Consider the following 19,351-nt stretch of genomic DNA (forward strand, 5'->3'; position numbering starts at 1 on the left):
GGGGGTTTGGGGAAAAAAAAAACACGGCACGACACCCAATATAGAAATATTTAATTTGCGGTTTTTTTTTTTAACCGCCGGAAAAAAAAAAAAACAAACCCCCCCGGCGGCGCGGGCGCCCGCCCCCCCCCCCCTTTTCCCAGTTTGGAGAAAAAATCAGCGGCAGGAAAGCCATCCCGTCTGGGAATTCAGGAACCGGACGTGGGCTTGGCCGCCTGCTGATGAAATGTGGTCCCTACTCACCACCACCCAACAGGTTCAACGAGAAGTAAGGCGGCGATGAGCGTCGGAAATCATGCTCGTCACCGCCTTGTTTCACAGTACAGGGAAATGCGGGTTATCCGCTGGAGAGTGAAAGACGGGGTCGTTGATTATTTCTATAGTACATTTTCACTGATACAAAGAACTTCATGCGAAGAGGCAGGGAATCCTTTCTGCCAATCAGAGCTGATTTTCTACATAAGACACAATAGTGATGTATACTGCTTCCTGCAATGCAAACGCCCCTTTTTCCGGCTGTTATTAGCAATTATCGCATATTATCTTTCAAATATCAACCGTTCGTGCCCGGGCAGGAAAAAGAAATGAGAGCATGCAAAAACACGCCATATCCAGCCGTTGAAGCTGAATATGGCGTATTTTTTCGTGACCGTGAACACCGCCGCTCCGCTTGAGGCTCGGTCAGAGTACGGATACGGGACAATACCAAGACTCCCGATTGTAGGGGATGAGTTCGTCGCTCATGCAGAGGATGAGCCCCGGCTGAACATCCAGTTTGAACTGCTGGAGGACACCGAAGTTTTTATCCGGCTTGGACGGCTCCTTGCTTTTCTTGATCTCGATGGGATACATCTTATCCCCCTCAACGATCAGCAGGTCGATCTCCTTCTTGTCTATGTCGCGGTAGTAGAACAGGTCAGCGGGCTTACCTGCGTTGTAGTAGCTCTTGACGATCTCCGAGACCACATAAGTCTCAAAGAACGCTCCGTCCATCGCACCGTTCTCCAGTGTTTCCGCAGTGGGCCAGCGGCAGAGATAGGCGGCAAGGCCGGTATCCATGAAATACACCTTGGGCGTCTTGACCAGCCGCTTGGTGATGTTGGAGTAGTAAGGCCGCAGGATGAAGATGATCCCTGAGCGCTCCAGGATGGACACCCAGGATTTTGCGGTGGGAGCGGACACGCCGATGGTACTGGCGATCTCGTCGTACTTCAGCTCCTGTCCGGTGCGCGCCGCCATATAGACGAGGAAATCATAGAACTCATTCAGCTTTCCCACCTGAGCCAGATCCTTGATATCCCGCTCAATGTAGGTGTTGATGTAGTCCATATAGAAGCGGTCACGGTCGAGGTCGGTGGTGCGCAGCTTTGGCATACCGCCCCGGAAGATGTCCTCATAGACCTCGTGGATATTTTTGCGCTTGCAGTGCTTCAAACGCTCTCGGATGGTTTTCAGGTCGGGGTGGAACAGGTCGGCAGGGCGCTCCTCGATCTCCGCCGTGGACAGGCTCGCCATATCGAAGATGGCGATGCGGCCAGCCAGAGACTCGGCAACATCCTGCATCATTTTGAACTTCTGTGAGCCGGTCAGCCAGAACATTCCGTTGTTGTCCTCACCATCCAGCGCCTTCTGATCAACGATCTTCTTCATCTCCAGCAGGATGGACGGGACCCGCTGGAACTCGTCAATGAGAAGCGGGTAGCCGTAGGTCTCAAAGAACAGCGCAGGATCGGTGGATGCCAGACGGCGGGCGTTTCCATCGTCCAGCGTGACGTAGCGGCGCTCCGGTTCACGGATGTGGTTGAGCATGGTGGATTTTCCCACCTGTCGCTGACCGCAGACCATGACCACCGGGTAGTACTGAGAAGCGTTGCGGATCTGCTCCTCCAAATGTCGCTTAATGTACAATCCAAACACCTCGTCTTGAGAAATCTAAAGTGTGACTTTATTTTACTCGAAGTTGTAATGAAAAGCAAGTGCCAAAAGCAATTTCCTATTTCATGATATCCAACTTATTGAAAAAAATACCGCAAAACCGATATAAGGACAACTGCTAAACCATGGCTGCTTTATTTCGGCATCGTCCAGTTGTTATCCGCCAGCTCACAGAAATACGCATAGGTCTTTGGCGTTCGCTCTCTCATCAAGGCAGCTTTTTCCTCATTGTCGCGGTTTTGCAGCCAATATGCAAAATAGTCCGCAAAGTATTCCCGGCAGTTGGTCAGGGAGTAGTCCCGCAGGAATATAGCAGCAGCCTGGGCCTCATCCGCGTAAAAGCTCCTGGTCTTGGAAGGGAATCCCACCGCGCCATCGAGGAAATGGCCGAATTCGTGCAATGTGGCTTTGGCATCAGAAACATATATCTTCTTGCCGCTGTAATCCGCCGCGCCGATACAGCTCATTTCAAACCGCTTGCTCAGATCGGCCAGATAGTCAAAATCCACGATGTAGACCCAGCCCATACGCTGAAACTCATAGAGGATCGGCTCCGGGACACGGCGCAGCTCCAGCAGATAGCTGTTCATATTCACACCCTCGCGGTTTTCAATGGGAAACTCGGTGAGCACCGGCGGCTCCTGGATCACAAAGTCCCGGGTCAGGACCGTCTGGAGCAGTGCGGCAGTCTCACCGCGGCTGACGATCTCGTATGATTCCGTCCCGTCGGGACACAGTCCAAGCTCTGCGCCAATTCGGAGACAGTTTTCATAGGGCGTAAGGATCTCGCCGCCCGGATAAAGGGTGTAGTCGTAAACGCTCAGCCCAATGACCGCAAACGCGCTCTGATAGAGCGCTCCCCGGCACATCCGGGTATCCGGCTCCGTGAGGGCTTCCACGGACAGCCATCCGCTGCGATAGCTCTCTGTCAGGCAGTTCTTCCCGAACTCGCCATCAAGGATCTCCAGCGCATCGGTCTTGTCATATGCTCTGCAAAGCATCACAGCCCATTGTCTGGCGGTGATGGGTGAATCAGGAGAATACCGCCCTTCGCCGGTGCCAACGGTGATCCCCCGGTCTGCAATGTACTCCACGCCTTCAAACCAGGGGGAATCCACCGGGACATCGGTGAAGCGGCTTCCCGCTTCAGAGGCGGCAAAAGCCGGTACTGTCAGCGTCAAAGTCAGCACCAGGGCCATCATAAGGACGCCTATTTTTTTGAAGTGTGAACGCATCAGGTTTTCATTCCTTTCCCAATCGTATCATGTAAGAAAAGGCGGGGCGGCAGAAATGCCGCCCCGCTTGTCCGTCACCACTTGGCGACGATCTTGCCGTAGATCTGTTTCTTTGCGTAGTCATAACGCTGGATCATGACCATGACCCGCTCTCCGATGGCAAATTCCGAGTCCTCATACTGGAAGGAATAGTTGCACATGACCACTACGCCGTCAGGGAGATTGCAGAAGACGCCGCCGGCATACTTGCCCGCGATAACGGCCTGACGCCGGGAGTCCTCCGGGTGGCGCATCTCAGCGCCGTCAAAGGGGTTGGGTTCCGTTTCCTTGACGGAAACCGTTAACATACCTCTACGCCGGTCATATTCCTTTACGATGCAGTCCAGTTCCTGTCCTCTCTGGTACTCCGTCCGCAGGTCGGGGATCGCCGCATAGCGCATCTCACGCTGGGTCAGGTCAATATCGTAGCCATAACACTCCACCAGGCAGCGGCGGGGGCCAATGGCCATCACATGGCACTGGATGCGGGTGCCTGGCCGGTTCAGGGAGGGCGAGGTGGAGAAATAGTAGCGCCGGGCAGCCATGGCCAGCCTGCGGGAGGCCAGCGCAAGGCCGGATTTGCGGTCTACATGGATAATGACGAAATCAACGATGGCGCCGCTCATGTTCCTGAGAACGAAGTCCGGCCGTTCCCCGCCTTTCATCCACATCTCCGAGGAGGGGATCAGGATACGGACACGGTAGGGGATCACAACGGCACAGTACATCAATTGGCGCACCATTTCACCGGTGCTTCGGTTTCGCATACTGACGGCCACCTTGTCAATGCCCACGATCTCTCCTGTGAGTACGCTGCGGCCGCGGTAAGAGGCGTAGATGGAGTTCCACTCCTTGCGCTGCTCCGGCGTCAGGTCACGGTCCAGCGTATGGAAATCCAGATCAAAGAACGCCTGCCGGTCATTGATGTTCTTCGCAGCGTCCTCTTGCGGTGTTGACCCGCCACCCTCAGCTGCTGCCCTGGGCTCTTCAGCCCGCCTTGCAGCTTTGGCCCTGACCGGGGTTTTCCTCGGCTTTTCATCGCCTGCCGCCGCGTCATCCACCGCATCCATCCCCAGCGGCTCAGGGGGCTGGGCCGGCAGCACGGCGGAACGGGGAGGAGGTTCCTGCGCCGGGAACTCCAGGTCCGGGCGTCCAAGGAAGGCGGCCTCTTCACCGCTCTTCTCCGGGAAGTCCCCATCGGGTCCTTCCGCTGTTTCCTCGCCGTAGGCTCCCGACCCTTCTTCGCCGTAGGGCTCCAGAGGCTCCTCTCCATCCATTGTCTCCCGCTCAATGGACAGGATCTCCGGGAAATCTCCAGGCGGCAGGATACCGGGCGGAAATCTGCCGATCCCGTCCGCCTCCGGCGAATCTGCGGGATCCATCGGCCAATCCTCCTCGTTGTCTCTCACCGCGATTGGAGCATCTGCGGGGGCAGTCTCCGCCTCCACGGCAGGGTTTTCCGCAGGGGCACTTGCTTCAGCGGTGTCCAGGACCTCCGCTACAGCATCAGCGCCGGGCAGGGGCTGGGGCTCCGGGACCTGGTCGCTTACAGGGGTCACTTTCTTCTTCGGCATAGTCTGATACCTCCTTGCTCATTCAGGTGTTTTCCCGCGAAAAAAAGCGGTGGGACCCGTCTTTTTGCCGCAGGGCGTAAAACTGTGTGTTGGGGACCGGCAGAGCCGGGGGAATGCTCTCTCCGGATAACAGGATGACGAGCCGCACTGTGGGGCCGAATGCGGGAGGAGCCCGTACATCAGCGCCCATGAAGCTGTCCGCGTGCAGCACGGCAAACAAGCTGACGCGTCTGCCGTCTACGGAGAATCGGAGCAGAACAGGCTCCTTTTCATCGGTCCAGTAGTCCAGCGGACGGGCATCGGATAACTCCAGCATGACGTCGATGGCCTCCAGAAGACGGGCGTTCGGACGTTTACCCGGCAGGAAGATCACATCTTCCTCCGCACGCAGGTCAATGTTTCCGTAGCGCAGCTGACGAAATAGCGTGTCCACAAACCCTGGCGGCGCCGTTTTCCCTTCCGGGAAGAACGCCCTTTCCAAAAGCGCCGTCAGCTGCCTTTTTCGCACGCAGCCGAGCCGTCCCAGGACGTCCAGCATGAATTTCTGCTGTTTGGAAATCAGCATATTGATCACCTCCTTGCCGGCGGAGCGCGCAGACTGTTGAGATAGGGGTCTACCATGAGGTCGCTCTCACCCTCGGCGATGCAGTTGAAGATGGTGGCCATGGTGTAGGCCGTGGAGTTCTTGACGTTCTGCTCCAGGTTGGCCGCCAGCTTACCTTCCGCCTCCCGCAGGATCATCCCATCCAGCAGGCGGAGCTTTGCCCGGACGCGGCATTTCGGCAGCGTCGCGTTGCCGATGCGAAAGCTATCCGAGTAGAAAAGCCGCTCAATGGCGTTTTCAAACACCCTGGCGGTCTCCGGCGAAAAACAATCAAGCTCACAGGCATCCAGGATGTCCATGAGCTCTTCTTCCTCGTCCGTCTGTCCGTCTGTCTGCGCGGTCACGCGCGGGACAGACTGACTGACTTCTTTCTGACTGAGATCGTTCTTTCTTTTTTCTTTCTTACTTGGCCGCAGATCCCGCGGTTCTGCAGCCGCCGGTTGCGCGGTTCTGCAGCCGCCTTCCCCGCCGTTCTGGAACCGCCAAATCGGCGGTTCTTGTGTTTCCTCCACGGCTTCAAGAACCTCCATATCGGCGGTTCTTGAACCGCCCTGGTCTTCCTCCTCGGAAATAAAGGGCGCGCATTGATAGTCCGGGTCGTCCCGGGGCTCTACCTTGGCGAGGTAGATCTGGTTGGCATCGCCCCGGCCGCACCTCTTTTCCCAGATCAGCTGCCGCTCCGCCAATAGGCGGAAAGCGGCTGTGACCCGCTTTTCGCAGATGCGCAGCTCCTTTGCCAGGGCCAGGCGCGGGAAGATCACAAACACCTCGCCGAAGTCATTGACCCAGCCCTTCCTGCGGGAGAGCTGAAAGCGGTTGAGCAAAAAGGTATAGGCCACCTTGGCGTCCAGGCTCATATCCGCATAGCGGGGATCGGAAAACAGCCATCGCGGCATCTGCATGTAATAGATGCTCTGGACATCCGACTGCTTCATCAGCAAGAAGCCGGGCCGGTCTTTCATCTTTGCTGCCCTCATGGGAAATACCTCCTTTTTATCATTCTCCACCGCCCTTATTTGGCTTGTTTCATGTGCGGTCATAAAAGCTGGCGGAAACAGCTCGTGCATTGCATCTTCTTCTCAGGATACAGGGCGAGCTGTGTCCCTGCGGTCGATGCGCTTTGCCTTCATCTTCCGTTTTCTAACGGGTTACTATCTATTTTCGGAAAAGTTTGTCGAAATATCTATATAATTTCCGATTTCGGTAAATTTGTTTGCATTTGGCACCGGGTTATACTATAATGGTCACAGATCAAGGTCAGGAGGGGTATGTATGGTCGAGCGCACGGAGTATCTAAAGAAGCTGACGCTCTGGAAGGACGAACAGGTGATCAAGGTCGTTACCGGTATTCGGCGCTGCGGTAAGTCCACGCTGCTGATGCAGTATCAGGCGTATTTGCGATCCGTCGGCATTGAGGAGCGGCAGATCGTTTCCTTGAATTTTGAAGAACTGGAAAACGAGGAGCTGTTGGATTATCAAAGGCTCTATCGGTATCTGTTGGAGTGGCTCTGCCCGGACAAGACCACCTATGTCTTTTTGGATGAGGTGCAGAAGGTACCTGCCTTTGAAAAGGTCGTGGACAGCCTTTACGTCAAAAAGAATGTGGATCTCTATATCACCGGGTCCAATGCTTTCATGCTCTCCGGAGAGCTGGCGACGCTGCTGTCGGGTCGCTATGTGGAGATCTCCATCCTCCCCCTTTCCTTCCGGGAATACTGCCAGCTGCAGGATGGCAGTGACAAGGACGCCCTGTTTGCCTCTTTTCTGCAGGACGGGGGATTTCCCTACATCGCCTCCATGGACCGCTCCAAGGAAAAGACCGATATGTACCTGGAGGGGATCTACAACACCATCATCGTCAAGGATATCGAAGACCGGCAGCGTAGACGGGAATCGGACCCCAACAAACGAAAGGTGACAGACATCGCGCTTTTGAAGGCCATTGCAAAGTTCCTGGCCGGGAGCGTGGGAAGTCCGATCTCCTACAAGAGCATCGCGGACTATATCACCTCCTCCGGCCGAAAGGTATCGCAGAACACGGTTGCAGACTATATCGAGGTTTTGACGGAGGCCTTCGTCTTTTACCCCGCTGAGAGATTCGACATTGCCGGTAAGCAGCTCATGAAAATGAAACAGAAACTCTATATCGTGGATCTGGGCATCCGGCGGCATCTGCTGGCAAGGCGGGACTACGACCTCGGTTTCTCCCTGGAAAACGTGGTGTATCTGGAATTGCTGCGGCGGGGCTTTACGGTGAATGTGGGCAAGGTCGGTAATACGGAGGTTGATTTCGTGGCAAAGAAGGATGACCGCTATCAGTATTTTCAGGTCACCGCGACACTTCTGGACCCCACCACCTTCGAGCGTGAGATCACGCCGCTGAAGAATATCCGGGACAATTACCCCAAGACGATCCTGACGTTGGATCGCATGACTCTGGGGAACTATGACGGGATCGAAGTATGCAATGCTGTGGACTGGTTGCTGAATGCATGACCTATCCCCGCTCTTTCAAAAGAGGCACAGGTATCGCCTGTGCCTCTTACGTTTTCCCATTGCCGGCTTCATCGTTGTCTCCAAGCACAGCTTCCAGCGGTGTTTCCACCATGCCAAGTTCCACTCCGTCTGCAAGAAGCTCATAATCGTACTCCATTTCCGTCTTGCCTGCGCTCTGCCCCGCCGGACTTGGAGGTGGCGCCTTTGGCGCTGCGGCAGGCGGCGGAACCGGCGCCATGTCAGGGGCGGGACTTTCCCGCGCGGGAATGGCCTTTTCGGGGCGGTCAGGGCCCTTTTGTGCTTTCTGCGCAGTCTCCAGATCCCTGCGCCACTGAGGGATATACTCCCTGACCGGCGTGAACCGCAGCTTTTGGAATGCCGCGAACTCGTCAGGAATGATCTTGTAGAGCAGCATGGGCTTTTGTCCCCGCAGCAAGACGAGGCATTGGCGGTTGTCCATGCGCATGACCTCGTCCGACTGCATCAAGGCACGCTGGGTATTACTCCTGGTCTGAGAATATGGCCGCGTGGAGTTGTAGACCGGAGAGAACAGCGGCATGAGGGGGAATTGGTTATTGTTGACGCGGATCGTGATGGAGCCGCATTTATCGGAGATGTACTCTGCCGTCATCTGGTCGTTGCAGCCCAGGCAGATCTGCACATCGCAGTTTCCGATCAGCTCCTCCCACTCTTTTCGCTCATAGCGGTCTGAGAGTTGGGAGATGGACTGTACGATCAGCTGGCAGAAAATGCCGCGGCTCCGGCACACACTGAGGGTTTTCTTAAAATCCACCAGTTTGCCGATATTGCAGAACTCCTCCAGGCAGACATTGACCGTCACCGGCAGCCGCCCGCTCTTTCCCTCCCGCCTGGCATAATTCATGAGGCGGGAGAACATCTGGGAAAAGAACAGGGAGCTTAAAAACTCCAGGCTGCTGTCCTGATCGGAGATGGCGCAGAAGTAAGCGCAGGGTTTCCTGCCGGGGAGCGTCAGGTCGATCTCATTGTAGGCGGTGATCTTATCCACCAGGGGATTCTGGAACACAGCCAGCCGGTTGCCCAGGCCAATGGCGATATTGCCCCAGATCTGACGGTTGGCCAGCTTGAAGATGCCGTAGGGAGCTTTTGCCGGGTGGTCTCTGGGCAGGCCGTTCATGATCTCCTCCAGGCTCTGAAAGCTCTCAGAGGACAGTAAGCGGTAGATAGCGCCAAGGCTGCGCTCCTGGATCGGCAGCAGCTTGCCGTCCGGTCCCCTGAGCCGGCTGACATAGTGGATCAAAGCCACCAGCAGGTTCAATTCGGCCTTACTCCAGAAATCCTGCCGGTCCTCGCTGTTGGAGGTGTTGTTGATGATGACCTCCGCGATGGACTGCACCAGATTGGGGTCGCTGTCCACATCGGCAAGGCAGTTCCACGCGTCCGAATTTTCCATATCCAGCAGGTTGAAAAGCCTCACCTCATAACCCGCATCCCGGAGAAAGCCAGACATGGTCTCATAGAACTCTCCCTTGGGGTCCACCAGGATCAGGCTGTCCTTCCGTTTGGCACACTGCATGATCATGGGTTTTACATACCCGCGGCTCTTTCCGGAGCCGGTGCTTCCGTACACGATCGTGTGCTCCGTAAGACCGCTGTTTTTCTTCAGCGCCACATAGTCGGCATACTTGTCGTCATCATCCGGGTCATCCTTCTGTTTGCCGAGAATCGTGCCGTCCAGTTTATCCAGCGGCCCGGCATCCACGATGCGCTCCATTTCCTTTCGCTCCATGAATCCGCTGGTGCCGTGGGTGCCGTCCGGGAGAATATCAAAGCCACGTTTGTCCCGGACGAATTTGTAGCCCGAGAGCTTTGTATAGCCTTTCTTAGTGATCAGGCAGATGAGCAGTACGAAGACCGCTGTGGCGCCCAGGCCAAAAGGGGTAAAGGGAGCAAGCCAGTTCTTGAACGGATTGAACACCCAGATGCTCTCCACAGTTTCACCTGAGAGATGAAAGACGGACTCCCTTCCAAGCCGAAGGGAGTTGAGGAACATTCCATAGACGTACCATGCGGCCAGGGCCAGAGGGATATAGAGTGGCAGCTTCTCCTTGTGCCGGGTGTACCAGCGCCCGAACTTTTTGATGGCGCGGTCTTCAAGTTTTTCGATGAGCTTGGATAAGCGGGGCATCGATGACCCCTCCTTTCGCAGTCAGAAACTGCTGGTGGGAGGGAGCATACAGCGGCGCGTCGGCTCCGAAGAACTCCCTCAGCGCCGAATTGGTCAACCGAAAGACGCGTGCCTTCCCGGTATCCCGGTAGCGGGCATAAAGAACAGCCTCAGCCTGCCCGGCCAAGGCTGCGAGAACAACAGGATAACACCCCCTCTCATATGCAGTTTGAATGGCGGCGTCGATCCGCCGCAGGTCCATGTCCGCGGCCAGAAGAAAGGGCGCGCCCTCATAAAAGGCGTCGCACCCCGGGAAGTCCTCCGGCGGTGGGACGAATTTCGATTGTACGGCAAGGCGCGTCAAACGCCTTCGGTAGTCAGGTCTTGCCATGATGGCAAGCTGCAGGGCGCCGGTAGTGTCACAGGTGACGAGATGGGCGTCCATACGCAGCCGTTGGTACGCCTCACCGTAGCCGATCAGGCGGTCGCCGGGGCTGTCCTCTCTGTGCTCCAGCTCAGAAAGGATCTCAGCGTAGCTTTCGCCGGCAAAGAGAAACGCCTGGCGTCCTGCTTGCATCCGGGCAGTGTTCCGGGAAAAAGCAGCCAGTTCGTCCGCAAAGAGCAATTTGCCGTTGTCGGAACGAATGTGATGGATCGCGTAGACACTTCCCTCCATGCTGGCCACAGCTGCGATACGGGTATTGGCCCAGGGATTGGCTCCGCGGCCGCGGGTGTTGGACGGAAGAAAGATCCCGGGTCCTTGCCCCAGGGCATCAATGCCCGTTGTGAACACATCGGCGCCGGAGCGATAAAAGGTGAGCAGCAGGCTTGCGATATTGAGTCGCCTTTGAATGTCGGCGTCCCGGTATGACCGCTGGATGTAAGGGAGAATGTCACTCACAAAGGCATCGTCGAGCAGCTTATTTCCTTTTCCCGTGAGGATATAGGCGCCGCTCCCGCCGTGCTTCTTGATAAGACCTGCACCGACAAGGTTCTGAAGTTCCGTCTGAGAAAAGATTTCCGTCAAGGCTGCCGGCGCGATAAAGCGGCACCATCGAAGAAGCCGCAGGACGTCTACATCTCGAACGCTCAGCAGAATACCACATCACTCCTTTCCCGGTTCCTGCGAAACGCCGAAACCGCCCTTGCACCGTTTCCGGCGCAAGTACGATTTCGGCGTTTCCCACCGGGCTTTTTTCACTGAAAACTGATAGCCCCCCGTAGATGTCAGATTTTCCTTTTTTCTGATGCCGTCGGCAGTGTGGAAAAATCCCTGCGCTTTCTGGGTTTTACGGGTTCCAAAGGGCATCTGTTTTTTCGCAATTTCCAGCCCGGTCCAAATGAAGGCCAAAACGCACTTTATCTGATGGCGTCGAGCCTTCCGTAAATGCTCACCGTGGCGTAATCCCCAGAGTGCAGGGCAAAGAAATCCGAGGCGTCCTGAAGGTCCAGAAGGGTCATGTGGCAGACGTTCTCTGTACTGCGGGTAGAAAGCAGCGTCACGGCGAGGGTGTACTGGTCATCATCGGGGATCGCTCTGCCCTTGAGAGCGTTGCACACGGCTTTCCATCCCTTGTTGTCCTGGTCGAATACCTTTCGCCCGCCCACATCACTGTGTTCGTCAATCACGAGTAAAGCCCGGTCCCGGAAATAGGGGATCTCGTTGCCCCGCCGCTCAAAGTCATCCAGCAGCCGCCCAATGGTATCCGACAGCCACGCAGGGGTCTGGTAACGGCAATGAGGCAGAAGAGTGTTGAGCTGTATGTGCAGCCACCGGTATCCCAGTTTCTCCGCATAACCGGTGACCTCCTGGAATGGGGCGGAGCGCTTACGGTATCCGCCCGCGCCGGGACTGTACTTTTCGCAAAGCACCCTCAGTTCCAGCACAGACTTCTCAAACTCACCCACTGTCTTTTCCAGCGTCTGCTGCAGCTTCACCGGACTCATAGTGCCGCCGTCTGCCAGAGCCACCAGCCCGCCGGTGGCGTTGAATGCGTCGCCCACCAGGGTCTGGATCCGGGTCATATCCTTTTTCAGGTCCGTCATGATTGCTCCTCCAGTATTCTCCTGTGAAGGTCCGTGGGTGAGGTGGTAATGGCATCATACTCCCGCTGAGAGGCGTGGAACGCGATCGGCACATGGTTATAGCCAATGCACAGAAGCCCCTCGCCCCGCCGGAAGCGGGTGATCTGGCGTACCTCATCCTCCGAGAGATTGAGAACATCCTGAATGAGCCGTGCCTCCTGCTCCTCCATCTGCATGATGAGCTTGATGCGGCTGGAGTCGAGGATACCCTTGCCGTATTTGCCGCCCTCCAAGCCAAACAGGTCCTGCATTCCCTGTGTGGAAGTCACCGCAATGCCTCCCAGGCCGCGTATGGTTTTCACCATCTCCAGCACAAACCCCGCTGCCAGCGGATTGGAGCTGGCGCCCACCAGGGACCATAACTCGTCGGCGATAAGCGCCGAGAGAGACGATCCCGCACCGAGTATGAGGTCGGTCGCAAAATCGGTGGCCCAGAAGATGCCGGGCAGCGTCATATCCTCTGGCATTCCGGAGGTGTCCAGAACGATAAATTTGTTATTCGTGTCTACATTGGTCTGGCCGCCCATGGAGGCTGCGGAGCCGGTGACAAACCGGGTCAGCACCACGGAGAGGTGCTTCGTTTCCGGTTTCGCGCAGAGGGTTTCGTACCAGTCCGGGATCGTGGGCATTTCCTTCAGCTCCCCGCCCTCATCATAGAGAGAGGCGTTGTCAAAGGTAATGCCGAACCGCTGATAGCACTCCACCAGAGAGGCGTCCAGATAGTTCTTGTCCTCGTCGCTGAGATCCTTTTTCAGAAGAGAATAGAAGATGATGAGCCGGGAGATCTTGTCGGCCAGTACGGAGTCGTCACGGGCCGTCAAGCTGCGCAGGCCGGAATAGGCGTCCAGAGAAGTGCGCCGGATGGCCATGATGTTGATACAGTCCTTGGAGGACGGGGCCAGACGGATAAACTGTCCGCCGATCTGTTCGCAGAGGGGGCGGAACTCGTGGCCTTTCTTGGGAACGATGTAAATGACCTGCCGCCCCTGCTGCCGCAGACGGCCACCCAGGGAGAGCAGCGTAAAGGTCTTGCCCGCGCCGGAGGAGCCGCCGATCCACCAGTTTCCGTTGGTGTACTTGTAGTCATCATAGGGGTCCAGGAACACCGGCGTCTTGTTATACATATTGAGTCCGAGAAACACGCCGTTTTTATCGCTGAGTTCATAAGAGGCAAAGGGGAATGAAGCGGCCACGCCGGAGGTCAACGCGTTTCGACGGGATTTGCGCTCCACATCCGGGTCAAGAGCCAGAACAGGCAGCGTAGAGAGGAACGCCTGCTCCTGTTTATAATCGCAGCGCCGGGCGATCATATCCACCGAAACGCACAGGGTCTCCACTGCCGTCACACGCTGCTCCAGGGTCTCGGGGTCTTCCGCCGTGACCTCAATGAGCGTGTGCATGTAGTAGAAGTCCTCGCCCTGACGGTTCATAACGTCCTTCAGATAAAGGCCGGAGGCGATGGCGCTGTCCAGCTCCTCGTAGTCCTGACGGGTGTCGCCCACATCCCGCATCCGGGAGCGGTTGATCATGGTGGTCTGTGCGATCTTGGAGAGGGTCTTATCCTTGGGCTGCCGCTTGATGATGAAATTCAGGCTGACGCCCTCGCCGGCCTCTACCAGCGGCGAGAGCCAGCCGTTGCCGACAGTAGTGGAATAGCCGTAGCCAGTCACATAGAGATAGGCATGAAAAATGCCGTCCACTACAATGTAGTCACGGCTTTTGGTATCCACCGCGGTGGGGGACAAAATATCCAGAATGGTGGTGGAGCCAGCTTCCAGCTCAGTGAGGTCCGGCTTTTCCTCGCCGAACAGCAGCTTTTTTAAGAGAGGCTGCTTTTCCGGCATATCCCCCTCGCCCTTTTTGGGGGGAGCTTCTTTCTTGGCCGGCGAACGCTTGGCCGGCGGCGCCTTGGTCTTTTTGTCCTTACTCATTGGCTGTCCTCCGTTTCATACAGGCCATGCACAGCCGTTGTCATATCAAATACCCCAGGAGGGAGCTTGACCCGCCGGCTGGTCTTTTTGTTGATGATCTCATATAACAGCTCCAGCACCATATTGTCAGCATAGCGCGGCTCCAGCACCTCCAGGCCACAGACATCCAGATAGCGCCGGGCCGTATCAGCCTCCTCATTCAGCCGATCCGCGATGGCGCGGACGGTGTTGCGTTTGGCCTTCATCTGAGGCTCATACTGAAAGGCCAGGAAAAAGCGGCGTGTGATGGCTGAACTGGAACCCAGCCAGCCCACCTCCGCAATGTTGTCCTCGATCATCTCCCGGCACTTTTCGTTCTCCTCCGCCTCGGCATAAGACCGCATCCGGGCAACATAGTCCGCCATATCCGCTTTTTGTGTGCGGACCATGATCTGCAGCGTATTGGGTGCGATTTTCAGATAAGACGCGAAGGATATGATGATATTCTCTTGGTCAGCCGGTGACTTCAGGTAGAAGTTGACCGGCAGCACCTCGCAGACTTTGATGAAGCGGTTGTCCTTCGTCACCACCACACCGCCAATAATGTTTTTAATGGGCAGCCACGCCTGGATGCTGTCGCGGTACGCACCGCCAACACCGCCGGCATTCCTGACTGCGCCGCCAAAAATCAGTTCCTTGAGATTCAATTCTTAGCCTCCCCTCGATAAAGCATCAACCGCCGCCGTTTCCGCCACCGCCACCAGCTGGAGAGCCAGCGGGTCAGACTGTCGTCGCTGATCCCTACAAGGCCAAAGCCGCCCAGCGGCACTACAATGACCATCGTGGTGATGATCTTGGGTGTGAGAGCCAACGGCAGAAATGCGATACAGGCAAACAGTGCCGGCAGCGTAAGCAGCACCGTTTCAATGGCGTTGCGGATCTCAAACAGGCCAAAAAGGCGGCCCGCATCGGTGAAATTCACCGGGATATGATAGACGTCATAGTTCATAATCGGATTCCTCCACGGTGTCAAACAAGCTGTTCTCGTGGCGGGATAGATCATCACAAAGAGCCATGGCACTCGCTTGCCGCTGTTCGGCGATTGTATGGAACGCGTGAAGGAGCTTCCTCTTGGGGCCCGGTGCCAGTTCCTCGCCGCTCAGCTCGATCTCGCTAATGCGCTGGGGTGAGAGGCCGCATATGCGGCTCAGGTCCGGATTTGAGATTCCGTATTTGTGGCGCAGCAATCGCATTTTTCGTACTTGCACGCAGCAATCCTCCTTTCAGTCTTCTTCAAAGTAGTCGATATAAGGCAGCTTGCACCAGCCTTCCCAGCCGCGCCCTTCCACCTCCGTTTTCACAACGCCCTTTTTCGTTCCCATAGCCTCGACAACATAGCCGCCGCCGATATAGACGCCGATATGGCCCTCTTTCCAGACGGCCAGCCCCACGATCTCCGGCATGGTGTCCATATCGCCGTAATCCACGCCGGCTACCCCGGCGTTCTTTGCGGCCTGGTACATCTGATTGGCGCCGTAGTCGGGCATCCCATTGGTGGCATAGCGGATACTCATACTGGATGTATCAAGCCAGCCGTAGCCCTTGATCAGCCCCACGCAGTCTGTGGTTCGGCGGCCAAGCCAATGCTCCTCAATAAAATCTTTGTAATTGCCCACGCCATCGGGATATTGCTCCAGTTTGTATTCAAACAGGGACTGTGTCAGGATATTTCCGTAAGTGCCCCAGACGTAGCCCCAGTTGTTTTCCCAGGCCTGGATGGCATAGGCGGCAAGGTCCAGATTGTTTTTGGTGTCCGGGCTGACAAACCCGGAGATGTCGATCTCATTATCGTAGCCGGAGCCGTATTCGACGCCGCCGGAATAGGAACTGTCTCCGCTGTAATCCGGACGGTACGCCTCAAACTGGTCGGCATATTTCGTCAGCGCGTTGCTCTCCAGGAGCGTTTCATACAACGCGCCTGCCCAAGTCCTGGCGTCATCATCAAAGCCCAACTGATCCATCAGCTTGTCCGGCTCCAGTTTCTTGACGCTCACCTTCAGGGTGGTCACAATAGGGCCTTCGCCTCCAGATGACAACAGCGAGGGCGTGTAGCTCAAGCGCGATACACTGAAGGAACGAATATCCTCTGCGCTCATGTCATCGAGGTCTTGCTGATGGGCCACAGAGTTGATGGCAATGAACCAGAGAAGGTCCTCCTCATCGAAAGAGCTCTCCACCTCGATCCTGTCGATGACCGTACCATCTTCCTCGTAGTCAGCCACGATGCTGGTGACGATGGAATCGATCTGACTTTTCTCGAAATCCTCCAGGCTCATGTAGGCCCCACCAACAGTCATAGCCTGCTGCGTCATATTGGCGATCACGTCCGTTCCAGAACTGCCGTAGCCGAAAAACATATTGGGCAGAGCCGTAAAAATGAGCATTGGGATCAGCAGTATGGCGATCAGGACACCCAAAGCCGCTTTGACAAGTAAGGGCAGTGTTTCTCGGGCTGCAGCAGCGGCGGCGCCCTTGAGCCCCGCCGCCAACGCTGCTTTAACAATGTTGTAGACTACTTTTGCAAGGCGGGCAAGGTCAGCCGCCGTCTGGGCTGCTGAACGGGAATGATCGTTACTTGCCATCCTTTGCGCCCCCGTTTCTCGGTCTGCGGTCATTTCTCCGGGTACCGGAACGCCCCTTTAACTGCTGTACCGTGGCGGAAGAAGCAGCCTTTTTCCCGCCGGACGCACCTGTGCCGGTCGTAGTGGACTTGGAGCCAGCTGCCTGATTCCGGGATGTCTGCCGTGCCTGTCCACCCTTATCCGTAAGCGAGGCCATTCCTGCCATGCCGGTCCGGGTTGCCGGGCTTGCCGCCCTGGGTGCGGCCCTGGTACCACTCACCGGACGTTCCTGCCGTGCCGTAGGTGTATGGCCCTCTGTATAAGAACCACTACCCGTCTGCCGGCCATTCCTGCCGTGCCGTTCACCGCCGGAGGTCTGCCGCACCTCACCGGCAGGCACAGCTGCGCCGGGGGTTGGCCTGGCAGGGGCCGTCTTGGCGCCCGTAGTGGTGATGGAAGCTGCGCTCTGCCCAGAAGGTGCCGCTGCTACCGCACCGCTTCGTGCGGGCGGCGCATCTGGGCGGCTCGTATAACGCGTCACGCCGGGAGCACCCGCAGCCGCACTTTTTCCCTGCGCTGCCGGAGACTGACGACGCTCCGTATGTTTTGACTGGTCTGCTGTGCCCGGGCCGCTGCGCGCTTGGCCGGGCTGACCCACGGAAATGCTGTTTTGCTCAGACGCCGTTACACGGCTGTCCACGCGGCCCCCGCTTACCCGCTGCGTGGTCACAGATGTAAACCGGGAGGACTGAGCAGGTGCTGTTCCTGCCATGCCATCACCAGAAACCGCACCTGTGCGAATACCGGTGACACCGGACTTCGGCGAACCCGTTCCTGCCACGCCGGCGCGCATACCTGCTGCGGCGTCCGGAGCGCGCTCAACATCCGGTGTCCGGCCTGTTCCTGCCGCAGCGGTACGGGACTGCACCCATGTTGCTCCAGTCCCAGCTCCGGGAGTCTTGCTGCCTGCCGCTCCGCCTTGGGCACCGCTCACGAACGAAGCACCCCTGCGGGAACCGGCAGCCACGGAGGAGCGACGGGTCGTACTATTTCTGAATGCGGAGCTGACCGTCGATTGACCGGTCACACCGCTTGTGGTCTGCTGCCGGGCATCTGTCTGCTGCCCGCCAAACTGCACTGTTGCGCCGCCCTGAGTCTGAGAGGATTGGGCGGTACTGGTTTGAGCGGTGTTCGTCTGCTGATTGTTCTGAGCCGCCCCCGCAGGCCGGGACGCCGTTCCCGCGGTGCCGCTGAAATGCGCGCCTCCGGCCGCAGGACCGGTCCTGGGACCGGTGGGACCTCCGCCGCGCGGTGCCGCCTGACCGCCCCGTCCTTTGCTGCCGCCAATGGATTTTCCTGCCGACTTGACGATCTGCTGTGCCATCGTGCGGACGACTGCATAGGTCAGCATTCCGGGCAGGCCATGTCCGCCGAGCCTGTCTCCCGTGATAGCAGGATTTAGGCCGATACGGGTAATAATGGCGTCGGCCTTCTTTGCCACTTTCACAATGGCCATGATCAGCACCATCCACGGCAGAACATCAAGGCCGCTGGGAACGGTGGACACTACGGAGAGCAGCATTTTGAAAAATATCACATTGGTAACCATGAGCAGGCACATGCTGCCGAACATCCGGCACCAGCCTGTAAAAATCTCTGAAGTGTTCTTACTGCCGCCCATGGAAAAGGCCAGCGGCGCTGTAATCGTCAGCATGGCGAGAATCACATACCGCTCCGCGATCTCTAAAATCAGCCCAAAGACCTTGAACATGATAATGATGTCGAAAATGATTACCAACAGCCATGCGGCGGTCAGCGCGCCAAAGACACTTTCATCCACCAGCGCCACATTGACCGCGTCCGGGATCTCCAGCAGGTCAATAATGTTTGACGTGAGATTCAATCCTATCTCGCATATCTGCGGGCTGGCGAGCAGCAAAAACGCAAAGACGAAGGTCCTTGCAAACAGGATTTTAGGGTCTTCTCCCTCAAAGCCAAGGCCCGACGCCATGCTTTTGAGCGCCTGGAATACCAGGTTGCCGATCAGCAGCGCCCAGCCCACGGCCAGAAGGATCTGCATAATGTCGCCGATGACGGGGACATGGGTTTTCAAGTAAGCAAAATCCAGGCTCATAATATCCAGCAGAGCTGAGGAGAAGTATTGCCAGCACTCCAGTGTCAGGCTATACGCCCATTCCATAAACCCCTGAAAGATCAGCTCAAGCAAACGCGGACACCTCCTCTCCGCCAGAGCTGTCTTTCATCACGGAGTCAGCGTGGCCAGGCCGCTGAACAGCGGAGCGACATATGCGATAAAGGCGCCGATGCCGTTGATGATGGCCCAGGCGATCCAGATTCGCTTCAGCCAGTCCCAGGCCTGATCCACTTTGTGCTGGTTGTTGGAGAGTTTGGCTCCGATGACCGCTACGGCGGACATGAGGCCGGCGAGTACCGTGCTGATTCCCACGATCTTCGTGTAGACGTCCACAATGATCCGATTCGCCACCGTCCACATGTCATCCACGGCAAAGGCAGGAACCGTCAATACGGTTAGGGTGAGAACAACAAGCATGACCTGAACATACATCCGGGGCATATGGGAGCCAAGCCGCTCCCAAAACTGTTTCTTTTTCATAAGGCAATTCCTCCTTGGGCACGAAAAAAGAACGGCTGTACCGTTCATTTTTCTGCTCATGGAGGGCAAGC

At 56.8% G+C, this 19,351-nt stretch carries 17 protein-coding genes; 2 read left to right on the top strand and 15 right to left on the bottom strand.

What is annotated here, in order from left to right; genetic code table 11:
* On the top strand, positions 1-283 hold a 283-nt coding region (locus tag ACTNBZ_RS09125; RefSeq protein ID WP_441209352.1), incomplete at its 5' end, for a hypothetical protein.
* Between the two features lie 398 nt (positions 284-681).
* Here the strand turns inward: ACTNBZ_RS09125 and ACTNBZ_RS09130 are convergent.
* From ACTNBZ_RS09130 to ACTNBZ_RS09150, 5 genes are all read right to left on the bottom strand, one after another.
* Complete coding sequence (locus tag ACTNBZ_RS09130) at positions 682-1,908, bottom strand: ATP-binding protein (RefSeq protein ID WP_441209353.1); 1,227 nt, start codon at positions 1,906-1,908, stop codon at positions 682-684.
* A 161-nt stretch (positions 1,909-2,069) separates the two neighbouring features.
* Complete coding sequence (locus ACTNBZ_RS09135; RefSeq protein ID WP_441209354.1) at positions 2,070-3,170, bottom strand: anthrax toxin lethal factor-related metalloendopeptidase; 1,101 nt, start codon at positions 3,168-3,170, stop codon at positions 2,070-2,072.
* A 74-nt stretch (positions 3,171-3,244) separates the two neighbouring features.
* Positions 3,245-4,783: a hypothetical protein gene (locus tag ACTNBZ_RS09140; protein ID WP_441209355.1), complete on the bottom strand. Its 1,539-nt coding sequence runs from the start codon at positions 4,781-4,783 to the stop codon at positions 3,245-3,247.
* Between the two features lie 22 nt (positions 4,784-4,805).
* A complete protein-coding gene (locus tag ACTNBZ_RS09145; protein ID WP_441209356.1) occupies positions 4,806-5,348 on the bottom strand; it encodes a hypothetical protein in 543 nt (180 codons plus the stop codon).
* Positions 5,349-5,353: 5 nt separating this feature from the next.
* Positions 5,354-6,364 carry a replication initiator protein A gene (locus ACTNBZ_RS09150; RefSeq protein WP_441209357.1) on the bottom strand — a complete coding sequence of 337 codons (1,011 nt, stop codon included), beginning with the start codon at positions 6,362-6,364 and terminating at the stop codon, positions 5,354-5,356.
* Between the two features lie 295 nt (positions 6,365-6,659).
* Between ACTNBZ_RS09150 and ACTNBZ_RS09155 the strand changes: the two genes are divergently transcribed.
* A complete protein-coding gene (locus ACTNBZ_RS09155; RefSeq protein WP_441209358.1) occupies positions 6,660-7,883 on the top strand; it encodes an ATP-binding protein in 1,224 nt (407 codons plus the stop codon).
* 46 nt (positions 7,884-7,929) lie between these two features.
* Here the strand turns inward: ACTNBZ_RS09155 and ACTNBZ_RS09160 are convergent, their stop codons facing one another.
* The 10 genes from ACTNBZ_RS09160 to ACTNBZ_RS09205 all read right to left on the bottom strand — a co-directional run bounded on the left by ACTNBZ_RS09160 (position 7,930) and on the right by ACTNBZ_RS09205 (position 19,280).
* Positions 7,930-10,050 carry a VirD4-like conjugal transfer protein, CD1115 family gene (locus tag ACTNBZ_RS09160; protein WP_441209359.1) on the bottom strand — a complete coding sequence of 707 codons (2,121 nt, stop codon included), beginning with the start codon at positions 10,048-10,050 and terminating at the stop codon, positions 7,930-7,932.
* Positions 10,016-11,056 (bottom strand): hypothetical protein, encoded by a 1,041-nt coding sequence (locus tag ACTNBZ_RS09165; RefSeq protein ID WP_441209360.1) that lies wholly within the window; start codon positions 11,054-11,056, stop codon positions 10,016-10,018. Before ACTNBZ_RS09165 ends, ACTNBZ_RS09160 begins: the two co-directional genes overlap by 35 nt.
* A 332-nt stretch (positions 11,057-11,388) precedes the next feature.
* The gene (locus tag ACTNBZ_RS09170; RefSeq protein ID WP_441209361.1) at positions 11,389-12,075 is read right to left on the bottom strand and encodes a hypothetical protein; all 687 of its coding nucleotides are present in this window, start codon (positions 12,073-12,075) and stop codon (positions 11,389-11,391) included.
* Positions 12,072-14,045, bottom strand: coding sequence for a VirB4 family type IV secretion system protein (locus ACTNBZ_RS09175; RefSeq protein ID WP_441209362.1), 1,974 nt, complete (start codon positions 14,043-14,045; stop codon positions 12,072-12,074). Before ACTNBZ_RS09175 ends, ACTNBZ_RS09170 begins: the two co-directional genes overlap by 4 nt.
* Positions 14,042-14,731, bottom strand: a complete 690-nt coding sequence (locus ACTNBZ_RS09180; RefSeq protein ID WP_441209363.1) for a hypothetical protein — start codon at positions 14,729-14,731, stop codon at positions 14,042-14,044. The genes ACTNBZ_RS09175 and ACTNBZ_RS09180 overlap by 4 nt, the downstream gene beginning before the upstream one ends.
* Positions 14,728-15,033, bottom strand: a complete 306-nt coding sequence (locus ACTNBZ_RS09185) for a hypothetical protein (RefSeq protein ID WP_441209364.1) — start codon at positions 15,031-15,033, stop codon at positions 14,728-14,730. Before ACTNBZ_RS09185 ends, ACTNBZ_RS09180 begins: the two co-directional genes overlap by 4 nt.
* Entirely contained in the window at positions 15,023-15,292 is a 270-nt protein-coding gene (locus tag ACTNBZ_RS09190; protein ID WP_441209365.1) for a hypothetical protein, read from the bottom strand. The genes ACTNBZ_RS09185 and ACTNBZ_RS09190 overlap by 11 nt, the downstream gene beginning before the upstream one ends.
* A 15-nt stretch (positions 15,293-15,307) precedes the next feature.
* Entirely contained in the window at positions 15,308-16,666 is a 1,359-nt protein-coding gene (locus ACTNBZ_RS09195) for a hypothetical protein (RefSeq protein WP_441209366.1), read from the bottom strand.
* Positions 16,656-18,872 carry a hypothetical protein gene (locus tag ACTNBZ_RS09200; protein WP_441209367.1) on the bottom strand — a complete coding sequence of 739 codons (2,217 nt, stop codon included), beginning with the start codon at positions 18,870-18,872 and terminating at the stop codon, positions 16,656-16,658. Before ACTNBZ_RS09200 ends, ACTNBZ_RS09195 begins: the two co-directional genes overlap by 11 nt.
* A gap of 36 nt (positions 18,873-18,908) precedes the next feature.
* Positions 18,909-19,280 carry a hypothetical protein gene (locus tag ACTNBZ_RS09205; RefSeq protein WP_441209368.1) on the bottom strand — a complete coding sequence of 124 codons (372 nt, stop codon included), beginning with the start codon at positions 19,278-19,280 and terminating at the stop codon, positions 18,909-18,911.
* Positions 19,281-19,351 lie beyond the last annotated feature (71 nt).

Source organism: Pseudoflavonifractor sp. HCP28S3_F10 (genome assembly GCF_052065415.1).
GTDB lineage: Bacteria > Bacillota > Clostridia > Oscillospirales > Oscillospiraceae > Pseudoflavonifractor_A.